Source organism: Palleronia aestuarii, assembly GCF_003253995.1.
GTDB lineage: Bacteria > Pseudomonadota > Alphaproteobacteria > Rhodobacterales > Rhodobacteraceae > Palleronia > Palleronia aestuarii.
This window is the reverse complement of sequence record NZ_QKZL01000002.1, coordinates 208,063-232,612: the sequence shown is the minus strand read 5'-3', so window position 1 is coordinate 232,612 and position 24,550 is coordinate 208,063. Positions and strand designations below refer to the sequence as shown.

Here is a 24,550-nt window from a genome sequence, read left to right as displayed (position 1 = left end):
GCCTGGATGATGGAAAAACGAGAACGCAGAGGGTTGGGTCGTGGTTTGACGGCGTTAATGGCCGACGTCGATTACAACGACGGAGAACAGGAACGTCGCCGAGTTCCCGAGATGCACATTCCGATAGAGCAGATTGAGCCGAATTCGGACCAGCCGAGACGTAGCTTCGAATCCGAAAGCCTCGAAGAGCTGGCGGCGTCGATTTCCCAGCGGGGGATCATCCAGCCGCTAATCGTTCGCCGCCATCCGGAAGGTGGGGACCGCTATCAGATCGTCGCCGGGGAGCGGCGGTGGCGTGCCGCACAGATCGCGCAGAAACATGATGTCCCCGTGATCGTTCGTGAGCTGGACGATACCGAGGTGCTTGAAGTCGCGATCATCGAGAATATCCAGAGATCGGATCTCAATCCCGTCGACGAAGCATCCGGATACCGTCAGCTGATGGAGCGATTCGGACATACTCAGGAGCAAATGGCAACGGCATTGGGGAAAAGCCGTAGTCACATCGCTAATGCATTGAGATTACTTAATCTTCCGGCGGACGTTCTTGCCCTTCTTGCGCAGGGAAAGCTCAGCGCTGGCCATGCGAGAGCGCTCGTTCCCCTTGAGAACGCGTCGGAACTTGCTCGCCAGATTGTGGCGAAAAACCTTTCGGTGCGGGATGTCGAAACGCTGACGCGAAAACCAAAAACCCGGCCGCGCTCTTCGGATGGCGGCGAGGTCCGCGAAAAGGATGCCGACACGCGGGCGTTGGAAAGCGATTTGAAGGCGAACCTCGGCATGGGAGTGTCCATCGAGCACAAGCCGGGACGTGAATCGGGGAAGGTTGTGATTACCTACCGCAATCTAACCGAACTCGACGACCTCTGCCGGATCTTGTCAGAAAGCCAAAACGCCTAAGCCAGTATTTCCCGAAGAATTCCGTTCAGAAGAGGCCGACCTCGTTTGGTCGTACTCAAACGGCCGTCTGTGACGTCCACCAAGTCTATATCCCGGAGGTTCGCAACCTTCTGTTGTAGACCCTCAATCTGATCGAGGGCGGTAAGGGCGACGCCCTCCCGAATCCGCAGTCCCATGAGCAACAGCTCTTCCTGAGCGTCCTTCTGACTTAATACGGTTCTCGCACTCGTTTGGCCCTCGCGTGCAGCCGCGAGCCATGCGGTAGGACTGCTGATCTCCTCCGTCGCATGGCGCCGCCCGTTCAACGTCAATCGACCGTGAGCTCCAGGGCCAATTCCGAGACAATCTCCCCCAGTCCAATAGACCATGTTGTGCCGGGATTGTGCCCCCGGTACGGAATGGTTCGAGATCTCGTAAGCCGGTATTCCGGCGGCCTCTGTCATCTCTTGCGTCAACTCGAAGAGATCGGCGGAAAGGTCCTCATTGGGAAGACCGTGGAGGCCGCCGCGGCGGAAACGCTCGCCGAAGGCCGTTTCGTCTTCGATCGTCAACTGGTAGAGCGAAAGATGATCGGCCGCCATGTCGAGCGCCTGATCGAGTTCTGTCTTCCAGTCTTCGAAGCTTTGATCCTGTCTTGCATAGATAAGATCGAAGCTGACCCGGTCGAAAGTTTGCCTGGCGATTCCGAAGGCGGTCCGGGCCTCCGTCGCGCTGTGCAGGCGCCCCAACCTTTTCAAGTCCGTATCGTTCAGGGCCTGAATACCCATGGAAATTCGATTTACACCTGCGTCCTTGTAGGCCCGGAGGCGGTTAGCTTCCACGGAAGTCGGATTTGCCTCCAGTGTGATTTCCACGTCGTTGACCGTCCGCCAGTGCCGACGGATCGCGTCGATCACTGCGCCGACCGTCCGCGGATCCATAAGGCTTGGCGTGCCGCCGCCGAAATACACCGATCCGACGATCCGATCCGGAATCTCCTCGGCCGCGCGTGCGACTTCTCCGAGAAACGCCGTGCGCCACGCGGAATGGTCTACCGATGCGGCGACATGGGAATTGAAGTCGCAGTAGGGGCATTTCGCCTGGCAGAACGGCCAATGTACATAGATGCCGAACGGTACAAAAGGATCAGGCGAAACAGCCTGCAACGAGTTTTCCGAAGGCATCCGCACGATGCGATATCCTGTTCTTGGTCCAGCGATCCATTTCCCCGAACGTCTTTGTGTGTCCATCTGGCTGAAAGACGGGGTCGTAGCCATGACCCTCTTCGCCCCGCATCGGCCACACGATCCGGCCAGCCATGATCCCCGGGAAGACCTCGTCGTGCCCATCGGGCCAAGCCAGAACAAGCGTGCAACAGAAACGTGCCGTCCACGGTTCCTCGGCTCCGCTCGCGACGATCTCGTTGTGAGCACGGCGCATGGCCATGCCGAAATCCCGACCTTCCGACGTCTCCGCCCAATCGGCGGTATAGACACCGGGGGCCCCGCCGAGCGCATCTATCTCCAGGCCGGAATCGTCTGCGAGGGCGGGCAACCGGGTGGCAGAGGCGGCCGAGTGAGCTTTGATCCGGGCATTCTCCACGAAGCTCGTCCCCGATTCCACCGGCTCCGGCAGATCGTGATCGGCGGCAGAGGACAGCGTGATTCCGTAGGGTGAAAGGAGGTCCGAGATCTCCTCGAGCTTGCCTCGATTGTGAGTCGCGATAACCAGATGATCGCCCGCGAACCGCCTCATCGGCCCGTGGCGGCCTTCTGAGCGACGACCAGTTCGCTTACGCCCTTGCTCGCGAGATCAAGGAGCCCGGTGAGCTGATCCCGGTCGAAGGTCGCGCCTTCGGCCGACATCTGAACCTCGATCATCCGTCCGGATCCGGTCAGAACAAAATTCCCATCGACCCCCGCTTCGCTGTCCTCCGGATAGTCGAGGTCGAGGACCTGCTGTCCGGCATAGAGCCCGCAACTCACCGCCGCGACATGGTCGGTCAGCGGATCGGTGACGATGTCGCCGGCCTTCATCAGCTTGTCGATGGCAAGACGGAGCGCGACCCATCCACCGGTGATCGATGCGCAGCGCGTGCCGCCATCGGCCTGGATCACGTCGCAGTCGACGCTGATCTGCCGCTCGCCAAGGGCATTTCGATCGACACAGGCACGCAGTGAGCGCCCGATCAGGCGCTGGATCTCCTGCGTACGACCCGATTGCCCACGTTTGGCTTCGCGCTGCATTCGCGTATGGGTGGCCCGCGGCAGCATCCCGTACTCCGCCGTCACCCAACCCTGGCCCTTGTTGCGCAGCCAGGGCGGGACCCGCTCCTCGAGTGTCGCGGTGCAGATCACGTGCGTATCGCCGCAGCGAATGAGGCATGACCCCTCCGCATGCCGCGTCACGTCGGTCTCGATTGAAATGGGGCGCATTTCGTCTAGTTTTCTTCCGGACGGGCGCATGGATGATCCTTTCCTCGGTCGCGCCACGTGATACGCATCGGCCGAACGCGCGCAACCCGATACATCTTGAGCGATGGCAGATACTCCAGACGTAAGACAGCGCCAGACGCTGATGGCGGAAATGAACGACCGTACGCGGGAAGTCTTCCGACGGGTCGTCGAATCCTATCTCGAAAGCGGCGATCCCGTGGGTTCGCGGACACTGACCCGATCAATGACGGAGAAGGTTTCGGCGGCCACGATCCGCAACGTCATGCAGGATCTGGAATATCTCGGCCTTCTCAATTCGCCGCATGTCTCGGCCGGCCGCATTCCGACCCAGCTCGGGCTGCGGATGTTCGTCGACGGTCTGCTTGAGATGGGTGACCTGACGGCCGATGACCGGGCGAAGATCGAGGGAACGCTGGGCACCAAGGAAAACGACGTCGGTTCTCTCCTCGATCGCGTGGGGTCGGCCTTGTCGGGGGCAACTTCCGGAGCGAGCCTCGTTCTCGCGCCGAAGCACGAGGCGCCGATCCGGCATATCGATTTCGTGGCGCTCGGACCTGACCGGGCTCTCGTGGTCCTCGTCTTCGCGGACGGTCATGTCGAGAACCGTGTCTTCGCTCCGCCGATGGGGCAGACGCCGTCGTCGATGCGGGAGGCCGCGAACTTTCTCAACGCCATCGCCGCGGGCAAGACACTGACGGAGCTGCGCGACGGGATCGCGCGGGAGATTGCGATACATCGCCGCGAGCTCGACGACCTCGCCAGCCAGCTCGTGGAAAGCGGACTGGCAACCTGGGCGGCGGAGGGCGAGGCGCATGCGCGCTTGATCGTGCGAGGGCGTGCGAACCTCCTTGGCGATGCGACGCAGGCCGAGGATCTCGAGCGCGTCCGTCAGCTCTTCGACGACCTCGAGCGAAAGCGGGACATCGTGGAATTCCTCGAGCTCACGGAAGGCGGGCAGGGGGTACGCATTTTCATCGGTTCCGAGAACAAGCTTTTCTCACTTTCGGGTTCCTCTTTGGTGGTGTCTCCATATATGAACGCTGACCGTAAGATCATCGGAGCGGTCGGGGTCATCGGTCCGACCCGATTGAATTACGGGCGGATCGTTCCGATCGTCGACTACACGGCGCAACTGGTCGGCAGATTGCTGTCGGACCGCGAGTAACGGAAGAGACATGGCAAAAGACGACGAGAGCGACATCGAGGCCGCAATCGAAGAGATGCTCAAGAACGAGCCGTCGGAGGCCGACAAGGTAAAACGCAAGCCGCGTGTGGCACCGGAGGGAGAGATCGACCTCGACGCGCCCGGGCCCGATTACGACGATACGGCCGAAGGCGACACGGAGGCCGGGGCCGAACCGCCGGTCGTCGAGCACGACGACGGTATTGCGGCCGAGATGGAGGCGCTTCGCGCCGAGCGCGACGAATTGCGCGACCGGTTTGTCCGTGCGCTGGCCGATGCCGAGAATTCGCGCAAGCGTTCCGACCGGGACCGGCGGGAAGCGGAGAATTACGGCGGCTCCAAGCTCAGCCGCGACATGCTGCCCGTCTACGACAACCTCAAGCGCGCCGTCGAATCGATCTCCGACGAACAGCGTGAGGCGAACGCGGCATTGATCGAGGGGATCGAGCTGACGATGAGGGAGCTTCTTAACGTCTTCTCGCGTCATGGGATCACCGTGATCAAACCCGAGATCGGGGACCGCTTCGACCCGAAGATCCATGAGGCGATGTTCGAGGCGCCCGTCCCCGAGACGAAGGCCGGCGACATCATCCAGGTAATGGGCGAGGGGTTCATGCTCCACGACCGATTGCTGCGTGCAGCCCAAGTCGGCGTCAGTTCCACCCCCAAGGGCGCCTGATCGCGCACGGGATGTCCCGCGGTATCCTCGGATTCAGGCGTCGATCGCAGCCTGCGTCCCGATTGCCGCGCCATCCATGCGAACTGGTATGATGCGGGGGACGTTGGGGGCTCTAGAAGGCCGTGTGCACGCAATGGCCGGGTTCCGAGGGCTTCATCCGCCTATGTTGCGGCCGTAGCTCCGCGGCTCCAAGGTGATGTAGGTGGGGTTCATTGCCCATATGCCTCGGTCACGCGGGGGTTCATGTCCGAGGCGGAGGGTCAGGTTTCAGGACGGGGTAGGGCGTCCAATGTTCAGGATGGCCAGACCTTTCGCTGCGGATCCGCTATTCGACCCGTTTAAATGACCCGGTTCGCCGACGTCTGATCCCACCCAGTCAGGCAAGGGACTTCAGATCGTAGACGAGCCGCAGCGCGTCGAGCGGAGTGAGTTCGTCGGGATGTATCTCCGAGAGACGCTCCGCGACGGCACTCCTCGCCGGCTCGGTCCTCACCGGAGCGGGCGCTGCGGCGGAGAACAGCGGCAGATCGTCCACAAGCGCCGTCTTGCGGCCTTCCGCCTCACCTTTTTCCAGCGCGGCCAGCACGACCTTGGCACGCGCGACGACGGAAGGGGGCAGACCCGCGAGTTTCGCCACCTGCACGCCGTAGGAGCGATCGGCCGCGCCGCGCCGGACCTCGTGCAGGAAGATGACCTCTCCATCCCATTCCTTGACCGCCATCGTCGCGTTCTCCACGCCCTCGAGCTTCTCGGCGAGACGCGTGAGCTCGTGGTAATGCGTGGCGAAGAGCGCGCGGCAGCGGTTCTCCCCATGCAGGTGCTCAAGCGTCGCCCAGGCGATGGAGAGGCCGTCATAAGTGGCCGTCCCGCGCCCGATCTCGTCGAGGATGACCAGTGCATTTGGATCCGCCTGGTTCAGGATTGCCGCGGTCTCCACCATCTCTACCATGAAGGTGGAGCGCCCACGCGCGAGGTCGTCGGCCGCGCCCACGCGGCTGAAGAGCTGACTCACGATCCCGATCCGGGCGCGTTCCGCCGGAACGAAGGCCCCCATCTGCGCAAGGATCGCGATCACCGCGTTCTGGCGCAGGAAGGTGGACTTGCCCGCCATGTTGGGCCCGGTGAGAAGCCAGAGCGCCGGTTCGTCGCCGCCCGTCGAGAGATGGCAATCGTTGGCCACGAAGGGACCGGTCCCCTGCGCGCGGAGGGCCTTTTCGACCACGGGATGGCGACCGCCCGTGATTTCGAAGGCCCGGCCCGCTTCCACCTCGGGGCGGCACCATTCCTCGCTCACTGCGAGATCGGCGAGAGAGGCGGCGAGATCGATCTCCGAAAGGGCGCGGGCCGCACTGCCGATCTCCGCCGCCCGCTCCACGATTTCCGCCGCGAGTTCCGCGAAGATCCGCTTCTCGATCTCCAGCGCGCGGCCTCCGGCGTTCAGGATCTTCGTTTCGAGTTCGGAGAGTTCGAGGGTCGTGAACCGCACCGCTCCGGCCGTCGTCTGGCGGTGGATGAAGGTCTCCGAAAGCGGAGGGGACAGCATCTTCTGCGCGTGGGTGGCCGTGGTCTCGATGAAATAGCCGAGCACGTTGTTGTGCTTTATCTTGAGGGCGGCGACGCCGGTTGCCTCCGCATATTCGGCCTGCATGCGTGCGATCACGCCACGGCCCTCATCCCGGAGCGTCCGCGCCTCGTCGAGCGCCTCGTCGAAGCCCGGCGCGACAAGGCCGCCATCTCGAACGAGATGCGGTGGCTCGGCCACCAGCGCGATGTCGAGCCGGTCCGTGAGCGCATCGTGACCCGCGAGGGCCTTCGCGGCCTTCGTAAGGATGCCGGGCAGGTCGGTGCCGAGGAGACGGGAGAGTGCCTCGGCCCCGATCAACCCGTCGCGGATCGCGGCGAGGTCGCGCGGCCCGCCCCGCTCGAGCGCCAGCCGGGAGAGCGCGCGGTCCATGTCGGGCACGCGCCGCAACCCCTCCCGGAGCCATTCGCCGAGCACCTGATCGTCCACAAGCGCCGTGACACCTGCCTGGCGCGCCTGGATGACCGCGAGTTCGCGGGCGGGCGAGACGAGCCGGCGTTCGAGGAGCCGCCCGCCGCCCGCCGTCACGGTGCGATCGATCGCATCGATAAGCGATCCCTCGCGTCCTCCCGCGAGTGCGCGTGTGAGTTCGAGGTTCCGCCGTGTCGCCGCGTCGATCTGCAGGACCGTTCCCGCCTCCTCCCGCACGGGGGGCCGGAGGAGGGGCAGCTTGCCCTTCTGCGTGATCTCCAGGTAATCGACGAGCGCCGCGAGCGCCGCGATCTCCGGTCGGGCGAAGCTCCCGAAGGCGTCGAGCGAGCCCACTCCGAACGTCCGGCAGAGCCGTGCCTCCCCGCCGGTGCTGTCGAAGGAGGATCGTGCGAGCGAGGTAAGGGATGCGCCCGCCTCCTCGACGATGTCCGTCATTGCCCTCTCCGCGGCCTCGCTCAAAAGCACCTCGCGCGGCGAGATCCGCGCGAGTTCCGGGCCGAGCCGGACGGGAGGGCAGGGGGTCACGCGAAGCTCGCCCGTCGAAATGTCGACCCAGGCCACGGCCCCCGTGCCGCGGATCTCCGCGAAAGCGGCAAGGAAATTGTTCTGCCGTGCCTGCAGAAGGTTCTCCTCGGTCAGTGTGCCGGGCGTGACGAGCCGGACGACAGCGCGCTTGACGACGGATTTGGAGCCGCGCTTCTTTGCCTCCGCCGGGTCCTCCATCTGCTCGCAGACGGCGACGCGGAAGCCCTTGCGGATGAGCGTGAGAAGATACCCCTCGGCCGCGTGGACCGGCACGCCGCACATCGGGATGTCGTCCCCCTGATGCTTGCCCCGTTTCGTCAGTGCGATGTCGAGGGCGCTCGCCGCGGCCTCTGCGTCGTCGAAGAAGAGCTCGTAGAAATCCCCCATCCGGTAGAAGAGAAGCGCGCCGGGGTGATCGGCTTTTATCTCGAGATACTGCGTCATCATCGGCGTGACGGCCGCGCTGGCCACGTTCATTCCGCGCTCCCTCGTCTGACGGTGCGATCCTATCGGTGTCGGGGGTCGCTGCGAAAGCCCGAAACCCGCTTCTTTTGACACTGGTACGAGGAGGGGGGCTGTGCCACGAACGTCCGACGTGAAGAGGGGAGGCGACATGGCCAGGAAGAGATTGACCGACGACGAGGCGCTGGCGTTTCACATGCATCCGCGTCCAGGCAAGTTCGATATTGCGGCCTCGGTGCCGATGTCGACGCAGCGCGACCTGAGCCTTGCCTATTCGCCCGGCGTGGCCGTGCCCTGCGAGCGCATCGCCGCGGAGCCCGGACAGGCCTACGATTACACCAACAAGGGCAATCTCGTCGCGGTGATCTCGAACGGTACCGCCGTTCTCGGTCTCGGCAATCTCGGCGCGCTGGCCTCTAAGCCGGTGATGGAGGGCAAGGCGGTGCTCTTCAAGCGCTTCGCCGACGTGAACTCCATCGACATCGAGCTCGCCACGGAGGACGCGGATGCCTTCTGCGCGGCGGTGAAGCTCATGGAGCCGACCTTCGGCGGCATCAATCTGGAGGACATCAAGGCACCCGAATGCTTCATCATCGAAAGCCGCCTAAAAGAAGAGATGAACATACCCGTCTTCCACGATGACCAGCACGGAACGGCGGTGATCTGCGCCGCGGGGCTCATCAACGCGCTGCACATTTCCGGCAAGCGGATCGAGGATGTCCGCATCGTGCTCAACGGTGCCGGCGCGGCGGGGATCGCCTGTCTCGAATTGCTGAAGTCGATGGGTGCGCGGCATGACAATTGCATCATGTGCGACACCAAGGGCGTCATCTATCAGGGCCGGACCGAGGGGATGAACCAGTGGAAGTCGGCCCACGCTGCCCGGACCGACGCCAGGACGCTGGCCGAGGCCCTGGATGGAGCGGACGTGTTTCTCGGCGTCTCGGCGAAGGGTGCGGTTACGCAGGCGATGGTGAAGTCGATGGCCCGCGATGCGGTGATCTTCGCGATGGCCAATCCCGATCCCGAGATCACGCCGGAAGAGGTCCACGAAGTGCGCGAGGATGTGATCGTCGCTACCGGCCGATCCGACTATCCCAACCAGGTCAACAATGTCCTGGGCTTTCCCTACCTGTTCCGGGGCGCCCTCGATATCCATGCCCGTGCAATCAACGATGCGATGAAGATCGCCTGCGCGGAGGCCCTGGCGGAACTCGCGCGGGAGCCGGTGCCCGAGGAGGTCGCGGTGGCCTACGGCCGCAACCTGAGCTTTGGGCGCGACTACATCATTCCGACCCCCTTCGATCCGCGCCTGATCTGGCGCATCCCGCCCGCCGTCGCGCGCGCTGGAATGGACACGGGCGCGGCGCGCCGTCCGATCGTCGACATGGAGGGCTATGAGCACGCCCTGAAGGCGCGGATGGACCCGACCGCGTCGATCCTGCAAGGCATTTATGTCCGTGCCCGCCGTGCACAATCACGCATGATCTTCGCCGAAGGCGACGACATCCGCGTCCTGCGTGCGGCGATCTCGTACCAGCGGGAGGGTCTTGGTCATTCCATCGTCGTCGGCCGCGAGCCCGATATCCGCACGATGCTGGCCAAGGAAGGCCTCGAGGCCGCGACCGACCAGCTCGAGATCGTGAATGCCGCCACGACCGAGCATCTGGGAGAGTACAAGGACTTCCTCTATTCGCGCCTGCAACGGCAGGGATACGACCAGACGGATGTGCATCGCATGGCCGCGCGCGACCGGCACGTCTTCGCCGCGCTGATGCTTGCCCACGGGCATGGCGACGGCATGGTGACCGGCGCCACGCGCAAGTCGGCGCAGGCGCTCGACCTCGTCAATCGCGTCTTCGATGCGCGGGCCGAAGACGGGGCGGTGGGCATCACCGCGATCCTGCTAAACGGCCGGGTGGTGCTCGTTGCCGATACGCTGGTCCACGAATGGCCGAACGAGAACGATCTCGCCAACATCGCGGAGCGCGGCGCCGAACTCGCTCGGGGCATGGGGCTCGAACCGCGCGTGGCCTTCGTCAGTTTCTCGACATTCGGTTATCCGGTAAGCGAGCGTTCGGCGAAGATGCACGGCGCACCCGGCGTCCTCGACAAGCGTGGCGTCGATTTCGAGTATGACGGCGAGATGACGGTGGACGTGGCGCTGAACCCCCGCGCGATGGCCGCCTATCCGTTCTGCCGCCTGACGGGCCCTGCGAACGTGCTCGTCGTGCCTGCCCGCCATTCGGCCTCGATCTCCGTCAAACTCCTGCAGGAGATGGGTGGGGCGACGATCATCGGCCCGATCCTCACGGGTATCCGCAAGCCGGTCCAGATCTGCTCCACCAATTCCGCGGTGAGCGATATTCTGAATATGGCCGCCATCGCCGCGGTCGACATCGGATAAGGACGGCCCGCACCGCCGGGAATCGGAGGTTTCCCGGTGGTGCGAGGGCGCGTAGTATCGTGTCCCTCGCCGTCTGCATGGAGAAGCCCCAATGACCGTCAAGTTCAGGATCGGGCTTCTGAGCGTACTCGTCGGACTGGTCGTGCTCGCGATCAAGATGGGCGCCTACTGGCTCACCGGATCCGTCGCGCTCCTGTCGGACGCGCTTGAGAGCATCGTGAACGTCGCCGCGGCGCTGGCGGCACTGGCGGCGATCCACGTCGCCTCGCAACCTGCGGACACCACCCATCCCTACGGGCACAGCAAGGCGGAGTTCCTGAGCGCGGTGCTCGAGGGCTTGCTGATCATGCTCGCCGCGCTATTCATCCTGCGCGAGGCCTATCACGGGATCCGCGAACCGGCAGGGCTCGACATGCCCGCGGCGGGCCTTGCCGTAAGCCTCGGCGCGACCGTCATCAACGCGTTCTGGTCGCGTCTCCTGATCCAGCGCGGGCACGCGGAAGAATCGCCCGCGCTCGTGGCCGATGGACGGCATCTCTTGACCGACGTGATCACGTCTCTCGGCGTGGTGGCAGGCGTAACCCTTGCCGTCGCGACCGGCTTAGCAATTCTCGACCCGATTATCGCGGCGCTGGTCGCGCTCCACATCCTCTGGTCAGGCGGCAAGGTGGTCAAGGAATCGCTCAGCGGGCTCATGGACGAGGCTGTTCCCGAAGAGCGGCTAGAGCAAATCCGCGATCTGATTGCCCACAATGCCCAAGGCGCGTTTGAGGCCCATGACCTCAGGACACGACATGCGGGATCCACCACCTTTATCGATTTCCACTTGATCGTGCCCGGCGACATGAGCGTCTACGATGCGCACGAGATCTGCGACCGGATTGAGAGCCAGATGGAGCGTGAACTGACCGATGCCCAAGTGACGATCCATATCGAGCCCGAGCACAAGTCCAAACGGCAGGGCGTCGTCATCGGTTGAACGACACCCGTCTGCCGACTAGCCAGTGAAGGGCGCCGCGTCTCCCCAGAGTTGACGGACCCGCTGGTCGCGGCCGCAGCCTTCGCGGTAGCGCTTGTAGGCGATGCTCTTCGGAACGGCGAGACCGACGGAACTGAACCCGATGCGCTCGTCGCTCTTGTAGTAATCTTGGTGATAGGCGTCGACGGGATAGAACTCACCCGCATCCAGGATCGGCGTGACGATCTCCTGACCGAGCTGCGCTTCGGCCTCGGCCTTGGCCGCTTCCGCCTGAGCGCGTTCCTCCTCGTTCTGGACGAAGATTGCGGTCGTGTATTCGTGCCCGCGGTCGCAGAACTGCCCGCCCGCATCGGTGGGATCGACGGAGCGGAAGTAGAGGTTGAGAAGCTGGCTGTAGCTCACCACAGACGGATCGTAGGGGATCTCGGCCGACTCAATGTGATCGCCGGACGCGCGGTAGACGGGATCGGGCGTGGTGCCTCCCGTGAAGCCGGAGATCACGTCGCCCACACCTTTGACCTTCTCGAAATCGGCCTCGACGCACCAGAAGCAGCCCCCAGCGAAAATCGCGGTCTTGCTTTCAGCGTTCTGGGCATTCGCCGCGCCTGCGAGAAGTCCCAATGCGAACAGGGCGGCGATCGATATTCTTCCGAATGTCATGCGTGAGTCTCCCTTTGCCCGCCATGGTCGGGTGTTCGCGGTGCTCATGCAAGACACCCCGCCGTGAACGGCTCGTTCGTGACGATGCGCCACGGGGGGCCTGCCCTGTCGAAATGACATGCGGCCAATACCCTTAAAGGAGAGGAATGCGGCACGACCGGCATGATGCCGGTGGACTTGCATTCGTCACATTGGAGGAGAACCGGATGTACATGAAGTTCGCTCAGAGCTCACTCATCGCCCTGACCCTTGGACTTGCGACGCCCGCACTGGCGCAGGATCTGTCCGAGGACGTGAGCGATGCGGTCGGCGCTGCGGAAACGGCCGGCGTCACCGACATGATCGTGAACGGCGATGAGGTCACCGTCTTCGTTCCCTCGAACGAGGCGCTGTCCGCGGCACCGCAGGAAGAACTGAACGCCCTTATGGAGGATACCGATCAGCTCGCCTCTGTGATCCAGGGTTACGCCGTATCGGGAACCGTGATGGCCGAGGACGTGATCCAGATGGCCGAGGATGCGGGTGGTTCGACCAACGTCGAAACGCTCGGTGGCGGTTCACTCATGGTGGAAGTCGATGGCGACACCGTGATGGTGGGACCCGAAGGCGGGCCGATGACGACCGTGGTGGATACCGACCTGCAGGTCGGCAACGTCACGATGCATGTCATCGACACGGCCTTCATGCCCGATACCGGCATGTAGGCGAACGGGGGCCATGCATTGCATGGCCCTACGTCTTATCCGCGAAGCCGTCTTTCGCGTGCGGCCAGGAGTTTCAGCCGCAGGGCCTGAAGCTGGATGAACCCCGCCGCGTCCTTCTGGTCGTAAGCGCCGGCATCGTCCTCGAACGTGACATGCGCTTCGGAGTAGAGCGAATGGTCCGACCAGCGTCCGACGCACCGCGCGGAACCCTTGTAGAGCTTGAGCCGCACCGTTCCCGTGACATGCGCCTGTGAGTGGTCGATTGCCGCCTGCAGCATCTCCCGCTCTGGGCTGAACCAGAAACCGTTGTAGATGAGCTCCGCATAACGGGGCATCAGTTCGTCCTTCAGATGCGCCTGACCGCGGTCGAGCGTAATCTGCTCGATGCCGCGATGCGCCTCTAGAAGCAGCGTGCCGCCGGGCGTCTCGTAGATACCGCGCGACTTCATGCCCACGAACCGGCCCTCGACCAGGTCGAGCCGCCCGCAGCCATGCGTGCCGCCGAGTTCGTTGAGCTTCGTCAGGATCTCAGCGGGGCTCATCGTCTGCCCATCGATCGAAACTGCGTCCCCGCGCTCGAACCCGATCTCCACGTATTGCGGCTGATCGGGCGCCTTCTCGGGATCGGTCGTGCGCTGATAGACGTAATCGGGTGCGTCTTCCGCCGGATCCTCGAGAACCTTGCCCTCGGACGACGTATGCAGGAGATTCGCATCGACCGAGAACGGCGCTTCGCCGCGCTTGTCCTTGGCGATCGGGATCTGGTTCTTCTCCGCGAAATCGAGAAGCTTCGTGCGGCTCGACAGGTCCCATTCCCGCCAGGGCGCGATCACCTTGATGTCGGGATTGAGCGCGTAGGCCGCAAGCTCGAACCGGACCTGGTCGTTGCCCTTGCCGGTCGCGCCATGCGCCACGGCGTCGGCCCCCTCCTGCGCGGCGATCTCCACGAGGCGCTTGGAGATGAGCGGCCGCGCGATGGAGGTGCCGAGGAGGTAGAGCCCCTCATAGAGGGCGTTGGCGCGGAACATCGGGAAAACGAAGTCGCGGACGAATTCCTCCCGCAGATCCTCAATATGGATGGAGGTCGCACCCATCATCTCCGCCTTCTTGCGCGCCGGCTCCAATTCTTCGCCTTGCCCGAGATCGGCGGTGAAGGTGACCACCTCGCAGCCGTATTCGGTCTGCAGCCACTTCAGGATGATCGACGTGTCGAGGCCGCCGGAATAGGCAAGGACGACTTTCTTCGGGGCGGACATCTCTCTCTCCTGGCTGGCGGCGACTGCCGGGGCCGATACCGTCTTTCACCAGTCCCGGCAAGCTTTGCGGGCGTTGTCGGGAGGGATGGCGTCGCGCCGATCAACTGTTTCGGAGGACCGACCCGGGCAGGGCGGTCGTGATCGCCATCCCGCCCCTCGCGACGGTTTCTGGCCGTCACATCGAAGACCGCAAGCTTGCCTCGCACGTCCGCTTGCGCCATGTGACGCGCATGTCTGACTTTGCCGACACCGCCCTTGCCGTGACCGCCCGCCTGCGTGGGCTGTTTCCGGCCACGCCGCTCCTGCGCAACGATTATCTCAGCGCGAAGTACGACGCGGATATCTGGCTCAAGCGCGAGGACCTCTCCCCCGTCCGCTCCTACAAGATCCGCGGTGCTTTCAACGCGATGCGCAAGGCACGCGAAGCCGATCCCGACCAGACGCTCTTCGTGTGCGCATCGGCCGGCAACCATGCGCAGGGCGTGGCCTACAATTGCCGCCATTTCGGGGTGCGGGGCGTCATCTTCATGCCGATAACCACGCCCCAGCAGAAGATCGGCAAGACGAAGACCTTCGGCGGCGATGCGGTGGAGGTGCGCCTTACCGGCGACTATTTCGACGATACGCTCAGGACCGCTCAGCAGTTCTGCGCCGAGAATGGTGGGCACTTCCTCTCGCCCTTCGACGACGACCACGTGATCGAGGGGCAATCCTCGGTGGGGGTGGAAATGCTCGACGAGCTGAGCTTGCCGCCCGACATGGTGATCCTGCCCGTGGGCGGCGGCGGACTTTCCTCGGGCATGAAGCGCTATTTCGACGAAATGGGTGCGGGGACGGAACTCGTCTTCGTGGAACCCGCGGGAGGCGCGAGCCTCGCGGCGTCGCTCAATGCCGGCGAGCTTGTGACGCTTCCGAAAGTGGACAGCTTCGTCGACGGTGCCGCCGTGGCCCGGATCGGGGAGCGGACGTTTCGGATCCTGTCGGATGTCGATCCCGCGAATGTGTTTGCCGCCCCGGAAGATCGGATCTGCACCACGATCCTCGAGATGTTGAACGTGGAGGGGGTCGTGCTCGAGCCCGCGGGCGCGCTCGCCCTCGACGTATTGCCCGATCTCGCCGAGCGGATCCGTGGCCGACGTGTCGTCTGCGTGACTTCGGGCGGGAACTTCGACTTCGAGCGGCTACCGGAAGTGAAGGAGCGGGCGCAACGCTATTCGGGCGTGAAGAAGTACTTCATCCTGCGCCTGCCGCAGCGTCCCGGCGCGTTGCGTGACTTCCTCGAGATGCTGGGCCCGGGGGACGACATCGCGCGGTTCGAGTATCTTAAGAAATCGGCACGGAATTTCGGGTCGGTTCTCATCGGGATCGAGACCGAGCACGCTGCGAACTTCGCCACGCTCTTCGGACGTCTCGATGCGGCGGGCTTCGCCTACCGCGACATCACCGACGACGCGACGCTTTCCGAATTCCTGATCTGATTGTCGTTGAGAGCCACGAGCGACGCATCGAAGCACTCGACGATCGCGTCGATCTGGACATCGCCGCCCTGCCGGACCGCCTGCTCGCCGCGCTTGCAGAGCAGCGACAATTCGCGAAAGCCCATGTTCTCCGCACCGCCCTTGATGAAGTGCAGATCGGCCGCGAGATCGGTCGATCCCGGCAGCCCGGCGATCACCGGCCGGGTTTCCTCGGCGAATATTTCGATGACCTCGGCGAAACCCTCTTCACCGAAATCGTCCCGCAACATCGCGATACGTGTGCAATCCAGCATGGCAGCCTCCATCGCACCTACCTAATCCCGCGCTCCTTAAGGTTCCGTAACCAGCGGCGTTCACAGTTGATTAAGTCAGGTGAGCGTAATGGGTGGTATGGACATGAGTGGCGACATGACGAACGACGACGCTTGCGAGGAGACCGGCATAGCCCGTCACGGCGCTATGGATGATCGTCCGCTTCGCATTCTCGTGGTCGATGACAGTCGTCTTCAACGTCGCATCCTGATGTCGTCCCTGCAGGGGCTGTCCTTCGAACTGGCCGAGGCGGGCGATGCGGAGGAAGCGCTCGCCTACTGCCGGGAAACGCTGCCCGATATCGTGCTTTCGGACTGGATGATGCCGGGCATGACGGGAATCGAGCTCTGCGGCGCCGTCCGTGAACTCAGCGCGGCACAATACGTCTATTTCATCGTCCTGACTTCGAAATCGGAGAAGGGCGAACTGGCCCATGCGCTCCGCGAGGGTGCGGACGATTTTCTCAGCAAGCCCGTCAGCGCAGAGGAATTGCTGGGCCGGATCGCCGCCGGGCGACGGCTCCTCGATGTCGAGCGCCAGCTTACGGAGAAGAATCGCCTTGTCACGGAGACGCTCGAGAAGATGCGGGCGCTGCATGCCGCGCTCGACCGCGACCTGATCGAGGCGCGGAAGCTGCAGATGTCGCTCGTTCCGCGCACGACCGTGCGCCACCAGGCGGGCACCGTCTCGTTCTTGCTCCAACCCTCCGGCCATGTCGGCGGCGATCTCGTCGGCAGCTTCCCGACGGGGCCGTCGCGAATCGGGGTCTTCTCTCTCGACGTCTCCGGTCACGGCATCGCCTCGGCGCTCCTGACGGCCCGACTTTCCTCCTGGCTCACCGGAAACACGCCGGATCAGAATATCGCGCTGCGATGGGATGGCCCGGAGATCGCGATGCGTCCGCCGCACGAGATCTGCGAGAAGATGAACGACATGTTCATCGCCGAGATCGATACGGTGCATTACTTCACGATGGCGATCGGCGAAATCGACCTGCAGACCGGCCGGGGTCAGATGTGTCAGGCAGGCCATCCTCATCCGCTCATCCAGCGTGCCGACGGGGAGATCGATTTCATCGGTGAAGGCGGCATGCCCATTGGCCTCATCAATAGTGCCGAGTTCCAGACGTTCGAGTTCGATCTCGCCCCCGGGGACCGATTGCTGCTTTATTCCGACGGACTTACCGAATGCCCGACCGACGACGGCGTCATGCTTGAGGAGGAGGGTCTCGCCGAGTTCATGCGGCGCTACCGACACGAGGTCGGCGATCGCCTGCTGCACGCCCTGAAATGGGAACTGAGCGCGCTCGTCAACGATGCCGACCTACCCGACGATCTTTCTGGCCTGCTCGTCGAATACGCGGGATCGTCCCCCTCGCCGGATCTCACCTCACCCGAAGAGCACTCTTGAGGAAGGCGGCGTCGCCCCGGTTTCCCAGGAGATCGTAAGCCGTCTCCGGCGCCATCCAGACGGCATGGTGGCCGGGTTCGGATGGCGGTCCATGACGCAGGATCGGCCGGGCAGCATAGATGTGGCAGATTTTCTCGGCCCAGAGATCGTATTCGGGCATGTAGGTGAAGCGCCGGAACGCGCCGAGCCGGCGGGGCGCGGCGATCCGCCAGCCCGTTTCCTCCATGACCTCGCGATGGAGCGCGCGAAGAGGGGATTCGCCCGGATCGATGCCGCCGCCCGGGAGCTGAAACTCCATCTGCGGCTCCTCCTGCAGCGTCAGCAGGACCAGTCCCTCGCGCTCGAGAACGCCATAGGCGCCGTGCCGCGGGGTATAGCGGCGGGCCGGATCCGGGTTCGGACCGTAAATTCGTGTCATCGTTCCGTCATTTCCCGGGGTTCAAGCCCGTGCGATCGGCTCTATATAGGCCCGGTATGCCAAGTCGGACAGCACGAAGGAACCCCATGAGCCTCGGATCGCAAATCGCCTGGGACGATACCGTTCTGCCGTTCCAGCTCGACAAATCGGATATCCGCGGCCGGGTGGCGCGCCTCGACGGGGTGCTCGAGGAAGTGCTGGCGCAGCACGATTATCCTCCCGCGATCGAAGCGTTGATCGCGGAGACGGCGCTCCTGACCGCGCTGATAGGCCAGACGATCAAGCTTAGATGGAAGCTTTCGCTTCAGGTCCGCGGCGATGGCCCCTGCCGGCTTGTGGCTACCGACTATTTCGCGCCCGGCGATGACGGCACGCCCGCCCGTGTGCGCGCCTATGCGAGCTATGACGCCGACAAGCTCGATCCCGAGGGCGATCCGTTCCCACAGATCGGCAAGGGCTACTTCGCCGTATTGCTCGATCAGGGCGAGGGGACGCAGCCCTATCAGGGGATCACCCCGATCGCGGGCGGTTCCCTCTCGTCCTGTGCGGAGACCTATTTCGCGCAATCCGAGCAGCTTCCCACACGCTTCGCGCTGTCCTTCGGGCGCTCGCAGGCGCCGGGTACGGAGGCGCAGTGGCGCGCGGGCGGCATCATGCTGCAGCACATGCCCAAGGCCTCGCCGCTCATGGGCGGAGAGGGCGGTACCGGCGAACAGGGGCTGCTTGCCGCGGACGACATACTCGATGGCGACGAGGCGGAGGACTGGACCCGTGCCAACCTGCTTCTCGACACGGTGGAGGAGACGGAGCTCGTCGGACCGCATGTGCAACCGACCGATCTGCTCGTGCGGCTCTTCCACGAGGAGGCGCCGCGGGTTTTCGATCCGCAGCCGGTGAATTTCGGCTGCACCTGCTCGGCCGACAAGGTGCGTCAGACGCTGTCGATCTATTCCGCCAAGGACATCGAGAAGATGACGACCGAAGACGGCGTCGTCACCGCCGATTGCCAGTTCTGCGGGGCTCACTACGAGTTCGACCCCCGCACGCTGGGCTTCGAGGCAGAGATCGCCCCAGATGCGCGGGGATGACCTGCGCGACCGTCTTGTCCGCGCGCTCGGACAGGACAGCGAACCGTCGAGCGATTTCGACCTGAACGCGAACGCCTTGTTGCCGGCGCAACGCGCCCTGACCGGCGCGGGCGTCCTCGTCGCCGTCGACCCGCGGAGGCGCAGCATCGTGCTGACCAAGCGCGCGGCCACGCTCAGCCAGCATCCAGGGCAGATCGCCTTTCCGGGCGGCAAGATCGATCCGGGCGATACCGACGCGATCGATGCGGCGCTTCGGGAAGCGGGCGAGGAAATCGGACTGCCCCGGGACGCGGCGGAGGTGCTGGGTACGCTGCCCGCGCACGAGACTGTCACGGGCTATACGATCACCCCGGTCCTCGCACTGATCACCAGGCCCTTCGCTCCGGTCGCGGAGCCGGGCGAGGTGGCGGAGATTTTCGACGTTCCGTTCGACCACGTGGTCGATCCCGCGCGGTACATGGTCATGACGCGGCTCTGGCGCGGCACTGAGCGACGCTACTACGCCGTGCCGTACGGGCCTTTCTACATTTGGGGGGCCACCGCCCGGATCCTGCGCGGTCTCGCTCACCGGTTCTCGAAATGAACCCACGTGTTCCCGGCTCTGCCCTGACAGGTCCCGGGTCATGTCCGGGACGACCTCCGCGTGCGCGTCCGGCGTCCAGCGTCACGCCACCGGGGCCGCCGAGCCGTGATCGAAGCACTTGCCCTCCGGGCGTTGCGCGGTGATCGCCACCGGCCCCTGGCGCGAGGCCGCGCCGGTGCAGGCTTTGCTCTCCGCCCTCGGATCTGCCGGTTATGCCGCGTTCTTCGTGGGGGGCTGCGTCCGCAACGCGCTTCTGGGTCGCGAGGTCGACGATATCGATATCGCGACCGATGCCCGGCCCAAGCGGGTGATTGAGATTGCGGAGGAAGCCGGGTTCCGCGCGGTCCCGACCGGCCTAGAGCACGGCACCGTGACGATCGTGACAGAGGCGGGCCCGCTCGAGGTCACGACCTTTCGCCGCGATGTGGAGACGGACGGGCGCCACGCGAAAGTCGCCTTCTCCACCGACGTCGCGGAGGATGCGGCGCGGCGCGACTTCACCATGAACGCCCTTTACGCCGCGCCGGACGGAAAGGTTGTCGATCCTATGGGCGGCCTCGACGATCTCCGCGCGCGGCGGGTCCGTTTCGTAGGAGATGCACGCGCCCGGATTTCGGAGGATACCTTGCGGATCCTGCGATATTTCCGCTTCCACGCCTGGTACGGCGATCCGATGGAAGGGCTTGACGCCGAGGCGCTTGCGGCCTGTGCGGAGGGGGCGGACGGGCTCGATCGTCTCTCCGCGGAGCGCGTCGGCAAGGAGATGCTGAAGCTCCTCGCCGCTCCCGATCCCGCGCCTTCGGTTGGTGCGATGGCACAGGCCGGAATTCTCGCGCGTCTCCTGCCCGGTGCGGAAACCGCCACGCTTACCCTCCTCGTCCACATGGAGGAGCTCGCGGGCGCCGCGCCGGACCCGATCCGGCGCCTCGCGGCACTGGGCGGTGAGGAGGCCGCGAAGCGCCTGCGCCTGTCGCGGCGACAAACGAAGGCACTCGACCTTCTGCGCACGGAGATCGGTAGCGCCGCCGGTACGGCGGAACTCTCCTGGCGGCATGGGCGCGAGGCCGCCCGCGATGTGGAGCTGCTACGCGCCGCGAGTTTCGAAGCCCCGCTTCCCGCGGACCTCGAAGCGCGGCTCGACCGCGGAGCGGGCGCAATCCTGCCCGTCACCGGGCGCGACTTCGCGGACAAGGTGCAAGGGCCGGAGATCGGTGCGGGCCTTGCGGAGGCGGAACGCCGCTGGATCGCCTCCGGCTTCACCCTCGGGCGCGACGACCTCCTGGGTTGAGCCTCCCGCGCCACGCGGCCGAATGCCTCCGGTCCGGGGTGTTCCCCTTCCGTGCCATTCCGGCTATAGGCCCGTGGCAAGCCGAGAGGCCCCGATGTTCCGCTTCTTCGAGAATCTGGTCGATCCTTATACACCGTATGAGGCCGACGACGCGCCGCCGCGTCGCCTCTGGCCGTTCATGCGCGCCTATTCGGTGCCGTTCCACCGGGTCTTCGTCTTGGCCGCGCTTTCCTCGATCGCGGTAGCGGCGGTGGAGATCGGGCTCATCGCCTATATGGGCCGCGTGGTGGACCTGCTGCAGGGCGATCCGGCAGAGGTCTGGTCGCGCCACGGGGCGGAACTTTTGGCCGTCGCCATCGCGATCCTCACCCTGCGTCCTGCCGTGCAGGCGCTCAACGTGTTCGTCCTCAACAATGCCATCATGCCCAATTACGGCACGCTTTTCCGGTGGCGGGCGCATTCCCACGTGCTCCGGCAATCGGTGGGCTGGTTCGAGGGCGATTTCGCGGGCCGGATCGCCAACCGCATCATGCAGACGCCCCCGGCCGCGGGGGAGGCGGTGTTCCAGATCTTCGACGCGATCACGTTTGCGCTGGCCTATATCGTCGGGGCCGCCGTGCTCCTCGCCGATGCCGACCCGCTCCTCGTCCTGCCGCTCCTGATCTGGGCGGGGCTCTACGGTCTTCTCGTGCGCTGGACGATGACGCGGATCGGTCCGGCCTCCAAGGCGTCCTCGGACGCGCGGAGCGCGGTGACGGGCCGCGTTGTTGACAGCTACACCAACATTCACGCCGTCAAGCTCTTCGCGCATCACGACCAAGAGCTCGAATATGGGCGCGAGGCGATCGAGACCGCGCGCAGGACCTTCGCACGGGAGATGCGGCTCTACACGATCATGGACGTGGCGCTGAATCTCCTGAACGGTCTTCTCATCGTCGGCGTGGTCGGCTGGGGCATCTGGCTCTGGGTCGGGGGCAGCGCCACCGTCGGCGTCGTCGCCGCAGCGACCGCGCTCGCGCTTCGCCTGAACGCGATGACGGGCTGGATCATGTGGGCGCTCTCGTCCTTCTTCCAGAATCTGGGCGTGATCTCGGAAGGCATGGAGACGATCGCCCAGCCCGTCACGCTCACCGACGACCCGGCCGCACGGCAACTTGGACTGACGCGCGGTGACGTCGCCTTCGAGGGAGTGCGCCACCATTACGGCGTGGGGCAGGGGGGGCTCGAGAACCTCACGCTGCGCATCGCTGGGGGTGAGAAGGTCGGCATCATCGGTCGCTCCGGCGCCGGCAAGTCGACGCTCGTCAAGCTTCTCCTGCGCTTCTACGATACCGAAGGCGGGCGCATCACGATCGACGGGCAGGACGTGAGCTCCGTCACGCAGGCGAGCTTGCGGCGTGCCATCGGCATGGTCGCGCAGGACGGAGCACTCCTGCACCGCTCCGTGCGCGACAACATCCTCTATGGGCGCCCCGAGGCTTCGGAGGCGGACATGATCCGCGCCGCGCGGCATGCGGAAGCGCACGAGTTCATCCTCTCGCTCCGCGACGGGGAAGGGCGGCAGGGCTACGACGCGCATGTGGGCGAACGGGGGGTGAAACTTTCGGGCGGGCAGCGCCAGCGGATCACGCTCGCTCGCGTGATCCTGAAGGACGCGCCGATCCTGGTACTGGACGAAGCGACGAGCGCGCTAGATAGCGAGGTCGAGGCCGCGATCCAGGACACTCTCTACGGTGTCATGGAGGGCAAGACGGTCATCGCCATTGCCCACCGCCTGTCGACCATCGCGCGGATGGACCGGATCGTGGTGATCGACGAGGGCCGGATCGTGGAGGAGGGGACGCATGCCGCCCTGCTCGCTCGCGGCGGTCTCTACGCGCAGTTCTGGGCCCGGCAATCCGGCGGGTTCATCCACACGGAAAAGACCGCATGATCCGATCGCTCTCCTCGCTCATCGACGCTTTCCTCCCCGCCGACGGCGCACCGCCGCGGAGCATCGGCGCGTTCCTCCACTGGGCGCTTTCGGGATCGTGGAAGTGGCTGACGATCTCCGCCGCGCTTTCGGCGGCCGCCGGAACGGCCGAGGTGATCACGGCGCTCCTTCTGGGCGTCGTCGTCGACTCGGCTCTCGATACCGGGGTGACCGATTATTTCGCGGACAATCTCTGGCTGCTCGCGGGCACGGCCGCTTTCTTCCTGATCCTGCGCCCGCTCCTTTTCGGGATCAGCGCCACGGCGAACTCGGTCATCGTCTCTCCGAACGTCAATCCCCTCGTCCTGAGCCGCCTGCACCGCTGGACGCTCGGCCAGGCCGTCACGTTCTTCGACGACGATTTCGCCGGCCGCATCGCGCAGAAGCAGATGCAGACGAGCCGCGCCATCACCGACGTCGCGTCGGAGACGATCAACACCGTGTTCTTCGCCCTCGCGAGCCTCATCGGATCGGCTCTGTTCCTGACCACGATCAACGGCTGGATGGCGATCGGGCTCGCCGCCTGGCTCGCGTGTTATCTCGCCCTCATCCGCTGGTTCATGCCGCGCATCCGCGTGCGAGCCCAGGGACGCGCGGCGGCCCGCGCCATGGTCTCGGGGCAGGTCGTCGACACGATCACCAACATCAAGACAGTGAAGCTTTTCGCCCATGCCGACCACGAAGATCGCGCAGCACTCGGCGCGATCAACACGTTCCGCGACCGGGTGATCGATTTCGGCCTCGTCTCCGCCGCGTTCCGGTTCTCGCTGATGACACTCGCGGGCGTGCTCCCGGTTCTCCTCATCGGGGGTACGCTATGGCTCTGGTCCGTGGGCGCCGCGAGCGCGGGCGACATCGCCGCGGCGGGTGCCATCGCGATCCGCATCGCGCAGATGACGGGCTGGGTCTCCTTCACGCTGATGGGCATCTACGCCAACATGGGTGAAGTGGAGGACGGGATGCACACGCTCACGCCGCCTCATACGCTCGTCGACCGCAAGGGCGCGGCCGAGATCACCGAGGCGGGCACAGTGGCCTTCGACCGCGTGACCTTCACCTACGGGCGGGAGGAAGGCGGCATCCGCGGCATCGACCTGACGATCCGAGAGGGTGAGAAGCTGGGCATCGTCGGGGCCTCCGGCGCTGGCAAGTCGACGCTCGTGGCGCTTCTTCTGCGCCTCTACGAGACCGAGGAGGGTGCGGTCAGGATTGACGGCCGCGATATCCGCGACATCACGCAGGAAAGCCTGCGGCGCCAGATTGGGATGGTCACGCAGGAGACGGCGATGTTCAACCGCTCGGCCCGCGACAACATCCTCTACGGCAATCCCGGCGCGTCGGAGGAGGAGATCGTCGCCGCCGCACGGAAGGCGGAGGCGCACGACTTCATCCTCGCGCTCCAGGATTTCAAGGGGCGCCGTGGCTACGAGGCCCATCTAGGCGAGCGGGGCGTCAAGCTCTCGGGCGGTCAGCGTCAACGCATCGCGCTCGCCCGTGCGATCCTGAAGGACGCGCCGATCCTCGTTCTCGACGAGGCGACCTCCGCGCTTGATTCGGAGGTCGAGGCCGCGATCCAGTCCGCGCTGGAGCGGGTGATGGAGGGCAAGACGGTGCTCGCGATCGCGCATCGCCTGTCGACCATCGCAAGAATGGATCGCATCGTGGTGCTTGAGGCGGGCCGTATAGTGGAAGAGGGAACCCATGCCGACCTTCTCGCCGCGGACGGGGTCTATGCGCGCTACTGGCAGCGGCAATCGGGCGGTTTCCTCGATTTCAGAGACGCTGCCGAGTAGCGGG

General features: G+C 64.8%; 20 protein-coding genes and 1 pseudogene. 13 read left to right on the top strand and 8 right to left on the bottom strand.

Annotated elements, in window-relative coordinates:
• Positions 1-6: 6 nt before the first annotated feature.
• Positions 7-900 (top strand): ParB/RepB/Spo0J family partition protein, encoded by an 894-nt coding sequence (locus LX81_RS03250; RefSeq protein WP_111535852.1) that lies wholly within the window; start codon positions 7-9, stop codon positions 898-900.
• On the opposite strand, the gene hemW is transcribed toward LX81_RS03250, so the two are convergent.
• The 3 genes from hemW to rph are packed head-to-tail and all read right to left on the bottom strand — an operon-like array spanning position 897 to position 3,344.
• Complete coding sequence (gene hemW, locus LX81_RS03245) at positions 897-2,063, bottom strand: radical SAM family heme chaperone HemW (protein ID WP_111535851.1); 1,167 nt, start codon at positions 2,061-2,063, stop codon at positions 897-899. The two genes, LX81_RS03250 and hemW, sit on opposite strands and share 4 nt — an antisense overlap.
• Positions 2,026-2,634, bottom strand: a complete 609-nt coding sequence (gene rdgB, locus LX81_RS03240) for an RdgB/HAM1 family non-canonical purine NTP pyrophosphatase (protein ID WP_111535850.1) — start codon at positions 2,632-2,634, stop codon at positions 2,026-2,028. The genes hemW and rdgB overlap by 38 nt, the downstream gene beginning before the upstream one ends.
• Complete coding sequence (gene rph, locus LX81_RS03235; protein WP_111535849.1) at positions 2,631-3,344, bottom strand: ribonuclease PH; 714 nt, start codon at positions 3,342-3,344, stop codon at positions 2,631-2,633. Before rph ends, rdgB begins: the two co-directional genes overlap by 4 nt.
• 121 nt (positions 3,345-3,465) lie before the next feature.
• On the opposite strand from rph, the gene hrcA reads away from it, so the two are divergent.
• Together hrcA and LX81_RS03225 are read left to right on the top strand one after the other, a co-directional pair.
• Complete coding sequence (gene hrcA, locus LX81_RS03230) at positions 3,466-4,500, top strand: heat-inducible transcriptional repressor HrcA (RefSeq protein WP_373280261.1); 1,035 nt, start codon at positions 3,466-3,468, stop codon at positions 4,498-4,500.
• A 10-nt stretch (positions 4,501-4,510) separates the two neighbouring features.
• A complete protein-coding gene (locus LX81_RS03225; protein ID WP_234822469.1) occupies positions 4,511-5,197 on the top strand; it encodes a nucleotide exchange factor GrpE in 687 nt (228 codons plus the stop codon).
• Positions 5,198-5,573: 376 nt separating this feature from the next.
• Here the strand turns inward: LX81_RS03225 and mutS are convergent, their stop codons facing one another.
• The gene (gene mutS / locus LX81_RS03220; RefSeq protein WP_111535847.1) at positions 5,574-8,213 is read right to left on the bottom strand and encodes a DNA mismatch repair protein MutS; all 2,640 of its coding nucleotides are present in this window, start codon (positions 8,211-8,213) and stop codon (positions 5,574-5,576) included.
• Positions 8,214-8,349: 136 nt separating this feature from the next.
• Between mutS and LX81_RS03215 the strand changes: the two genes are divergently transcribed.
• Positions 8,350-10,605 (top strand): NADP-dependent malic enzyme, encoded by a 2,256-nt coding sequence (locus tag LX81_RS03215; RefSeq protein ID WP_111535846.1) that lies wholly within the window; start codon positions 8,350-8,352, stop codon positions 10,603-10,605.
• Between the two features lie 91 nt (positions 10,606-10,696).
• A complete protein-coding gene (locus LX81_RS03210; RefSeq protein ID WP_111535845.1) occupies positions 10,697-11,584 on the top strand; it encodes a cation diffusion facilitator family transporter in 888 nt (295 codons plus the stop codon).
• Between the two features lie 18 nt (positions 11,585-11,602).
• Here the strand turns inward: LX81_RS03210 and msrA are convergent, their stop codons facing one another.
• Positions 11,603-12,244, bottom strand: coding sequence for a peptide-methionine (S)-S-oxide reductase MsrA (gene msrA / locus LX81_RS03205; RefSeq protein WP_111535844.1), 642 nt, complete (start codon positions 12,242-12,244; stop codon positions 11,603-11,605).
• A gap of 206 nt (positions 12,245-12,450) precedes the next feature.
• On the opposite strand from msrA, the gene LX81_RS03200 reads away from it, so the two are divergent.
• Complete coding sequence (locus LX81_RS03200; RefSeq protein WP_170133834.1) at positions 12,451-12,948, top strand: fasciclin domain-containing protein; 498 nt, start codon at positions 12,451-12,453, stop codon at positions 12,946-12,948.
• Positions 12,949-12,983: 35 nt separating this feature from the next.
• On the opposite strand, the pseudogene LX81_RS03195 reads toward LX81_RS03200, so the two are convergent.
• Positions 12,984-14,213, bottom strand: a pseudogene (locus LX81_RS03195) (argininosuccinate synthase); the annotation flags it as partial.
• A gap of 221 nt (positions 14,214-14,434) precedes the next feature.
• Between LX81_RS03195 and ilvA the strand changes: the two are divergent.
• Positions 14,435-15,682, top strand: a complete 1,248-nt coding sequence (gene ilvA, locus LX81_RS03190) for a threonine ammonia-lyase IlvA (protein ID WP_111536022.1) — start codon at positions 14,435-14,437, stop codon at positions 15,680-15,682.
• Here the strand turns inward: ilvA and LX81_RS03185 are convergent.
• Positions 15,634-15,975, bottom strand: coding sequence for an Hpt domain-containing protein (locus tag LX81_RS03185; protein ID WP_170133833.1), 342 nt, complete (start codon positions 15,973-15,975; stop codon positions 15,634-15,636). The genes ilvA and LX81_RS03185 overlap by 49 nt on opposite strands.
• Positions 15,976-16,090: 115 nt before the next feature.
• On the opposite strand from LX81_RS03185, the gene LX81_RS03180 reads away from it, so the two are divergent.
• Positions 16,091-17,404, top strand: a complete 1,314-nt coding sequence (locus tag LX81_RS03180) for a PP2C family protein-serine/threonine phosphatase (RefSeq protein WP_234822468.1) — start codon at positions 16,091-16,093, stop codon at positions 17,402-17,404.
• On the opposite strand, the gene LX81_RS03175 is transcribed toward LX81_RS03180, so the two are convergent.
• Positions 17,379-17,822, bottom strand: coding sequence for an NUDIX hydrolase (locus LX81_RS03175; protein ID WP_111535839.1), 444 nt, complete (start codon positions 17,820-17,822; stop codon positions 17,379-17,381). The genes LX81_RS03180 and LX81_RS03175 overlap by 26 nt on opposite strands.
• Positions 17,823-17,908: 86 nt before the next feature.
• Here LX81_RS03175 and hslO point away from each other — a divergent pair, with 86 nt between their 5' ends.
• The 5 genes from hslO (at position 17,909) to LX81_RS03150 (ending at position 24,546) form a co-directional block, all read left to right on the top strand.
• A complete protein-coding gene (hslO, locus tag LX81_RS03170) occupies positions 17,909-18,910 on the top strand; it encodes an Hsp33 family molecular chaperone HslO (protein ID WP_111535838.1) in 1,002 nt (333 codons plus the stop codon).
• The gene (locus LX81_RS03165) at positions 18,897-19,493 is read left to right on the top strand and encodes a CoA pyrophosphatase (RefSeq protein ID WP_111535837.1); all 597 of its coding nucleotides are present in this window, start codon (positions 18,897-18,899) and stop codon (positions 19,491-19,493) included. Before hslO ends, LX81_RS03165 begins: the two co-directional genes overlap by 14 nt.
• Positions 19,494-19,632: 139 nt before the next feature.
• Positions 19,633-20,781 (top strand): CCA tRNA nucleotidyltransferase, encoded by a 1,149-nt coding sequence (locus LX81_RS03160; protein WP_111535836.1) that lies wholly within the window; start codon positions 19,633-19,635, stop codon positions 20,779-20,781.
• A gap of 94 nt (positions 20,782-20,875) precedes the next feature.
• The gene (locus LX81_RS03155) at positions 20,876-22,714 is read left to right on the top strand and encodes an ABC transporter ATP-binding protein (protein ID WP_111535835.1); all 1,839 of its coding nucleotides are present in this window, start codon (positions 20,876-20,878) and stop codon (positions 22,712-22,714) included.
• Entirely contained in the window at positions 22,711-24,546 is a 1,836-nt protein-coding gene (locus tag LX81_RS03150) for an ABC transporter ATP-binding protein (RefSeq protein ID WP_111535834.1), read from the top strand. Before LX81_RS03155 ends, LX81_RS03150 begins: the two co-directional genes overlap by 4 nt.
• The last annotated feature ends 4 nt before the right edge of the window (positions 24,547-24,550 follow it).

What these genes read in the sequence shown, in the direction of transcription:
- LX81_RS03250 (WP_111535852.1), top strand. Translation starts at nt 7, where the DNA reads ATGATGGAAAAACGAGAACGCAGAGGGTTGGGTCGTGGTTTGACGGCG.
- LX81_RS03185 (WP_170133833.1), bottom strand. Translation starts at nt 15,975, where the DNA reads ATGCTGGATTGCACACGTATCGCGATGTTGCGGGACGATTTCGGTGAA.
- LX81_RS03165 (WP_111535837.1), top strand. Translation starts at nt 18,897, where the DNA reads ATGCGCGGGGATGACCTGCGCGACCGTCTTGTCCGCGCGCTCGGACAG.
- LX81_RS03180 (WP_234822468.1), top strand. Translation starts at nt 16,091, where the DNA reads ATGACGAACGACGACGCTTGCGAGGAGACCGGCATAGCCCGTCACGGC.
- LX81_RS03215 (WP_111535846.1), top strand. Translation starts at nt 8,350, where the DNA reads ATGGCCAGGAAGAGATTGACCGACGACGAGGCGCTGGCGTTTCACATG.
- hemW (WP_111535851.1), bottom strand. Translation starts at nt 2,063, where the DNA reads ATGCCTTCGGAAAACTCGTTGCAGGCTGTTTCGCCTGATCCTTTTGTA.
- LX81_RS03225 (WP_234822469.1), top strand. Translation starts at nt 4,511, where the DNA reads ATGGCAAAAGACGACGAGAGCGACATCGAGGCCGCAATCGAAGAGATG.
- LX81_RS03175 (WP_111535839.1), bottom strand. Translation starts at nt 17,822, where the DNA reads ATGACACGAATTTACGGTCCGAACCCGGATCCGGCCCGCCGCTATACC.
- LX81_RS03200 (WP_170133834.1), top strand. Translation starts at nt 12,451, where the DNA reads ATGTACATGAAGTTCGCTCAGAGCTCACTCATCGCCCTGACCCTTGGA.
- mutS (WP_111535847.1), bottom strand. Translation starts at nt 8,213, where the DNA reads ATGAACGTGGCCAGCGCGGCCGTCACGCCGATGATGACGCAGTATCTC.
- msrA (WP_111535844.1), bottom strand. Translation starts at nt 12,244, where the DNA reads ATGACATTCGGAAGAATATCGATCGCCGCCCTGTTCGCATTGGGACTT.
- LX81_RS03150 (WP_111535834.1), top strand. Translation starts at nt 22,711, where the DNA reads ATGATCCGATCGCTCTCCTCGCTCATCGACGCTTTCCTCCCCGCCGAC.
- ilvA (WP_111536022.1), top strand. Translation starts at nt 14,435, where the DNA reads ATGTCTGACTTTGCCGACACCGCCCTTGCCGTGACCGCCCGCCTGCGT.
- hrcA (WP_373280261.1), top strand. Translation starts at nt 3,466, where the DNA reads ATGAACGACCGTACGCGGGAAGTCTTCCGACGGGTCGTCGAATCCTAT.
- rdgB (WP_111535850.1), bottom strand. Translation starts at nt 2,634, where the DNA reads ATGAGGCGGTTCGCGGGCGATCATCTGGTTATCGCGACTCACAATCGA.
- LX81_RS03210 (WP_111535845.1), top strand. Translation starts at nt 10,697, where the DNA reads ATGACCGTCAAGTTCAGGATCGGGCTTCTGAGCGTACTCGTCGGACTG.
- hslO (WP_111535838.1), top strand. Translation starts at nt 17,909, where the DNA reads ATGAGCCTCGGATCGCAAATCGCCTGGGACGATACCGTTCTGCCGTTC.
- LX81_RS03155 (WP_111535835.1), top strand. Translation starts at nt 20,876, where the DNA reads ATGTTCCGCTTCTTCGAGAATCTGGTCGATCCTTATACACCGTATGAG.
- rph (WP_111535849.1), bottom strand. Translation starts at nt 3,344, where the DNA reads ATGCGCCCGTCCGGAAGAAAACTAGACGAAATGCGCCCCATTTCAATC.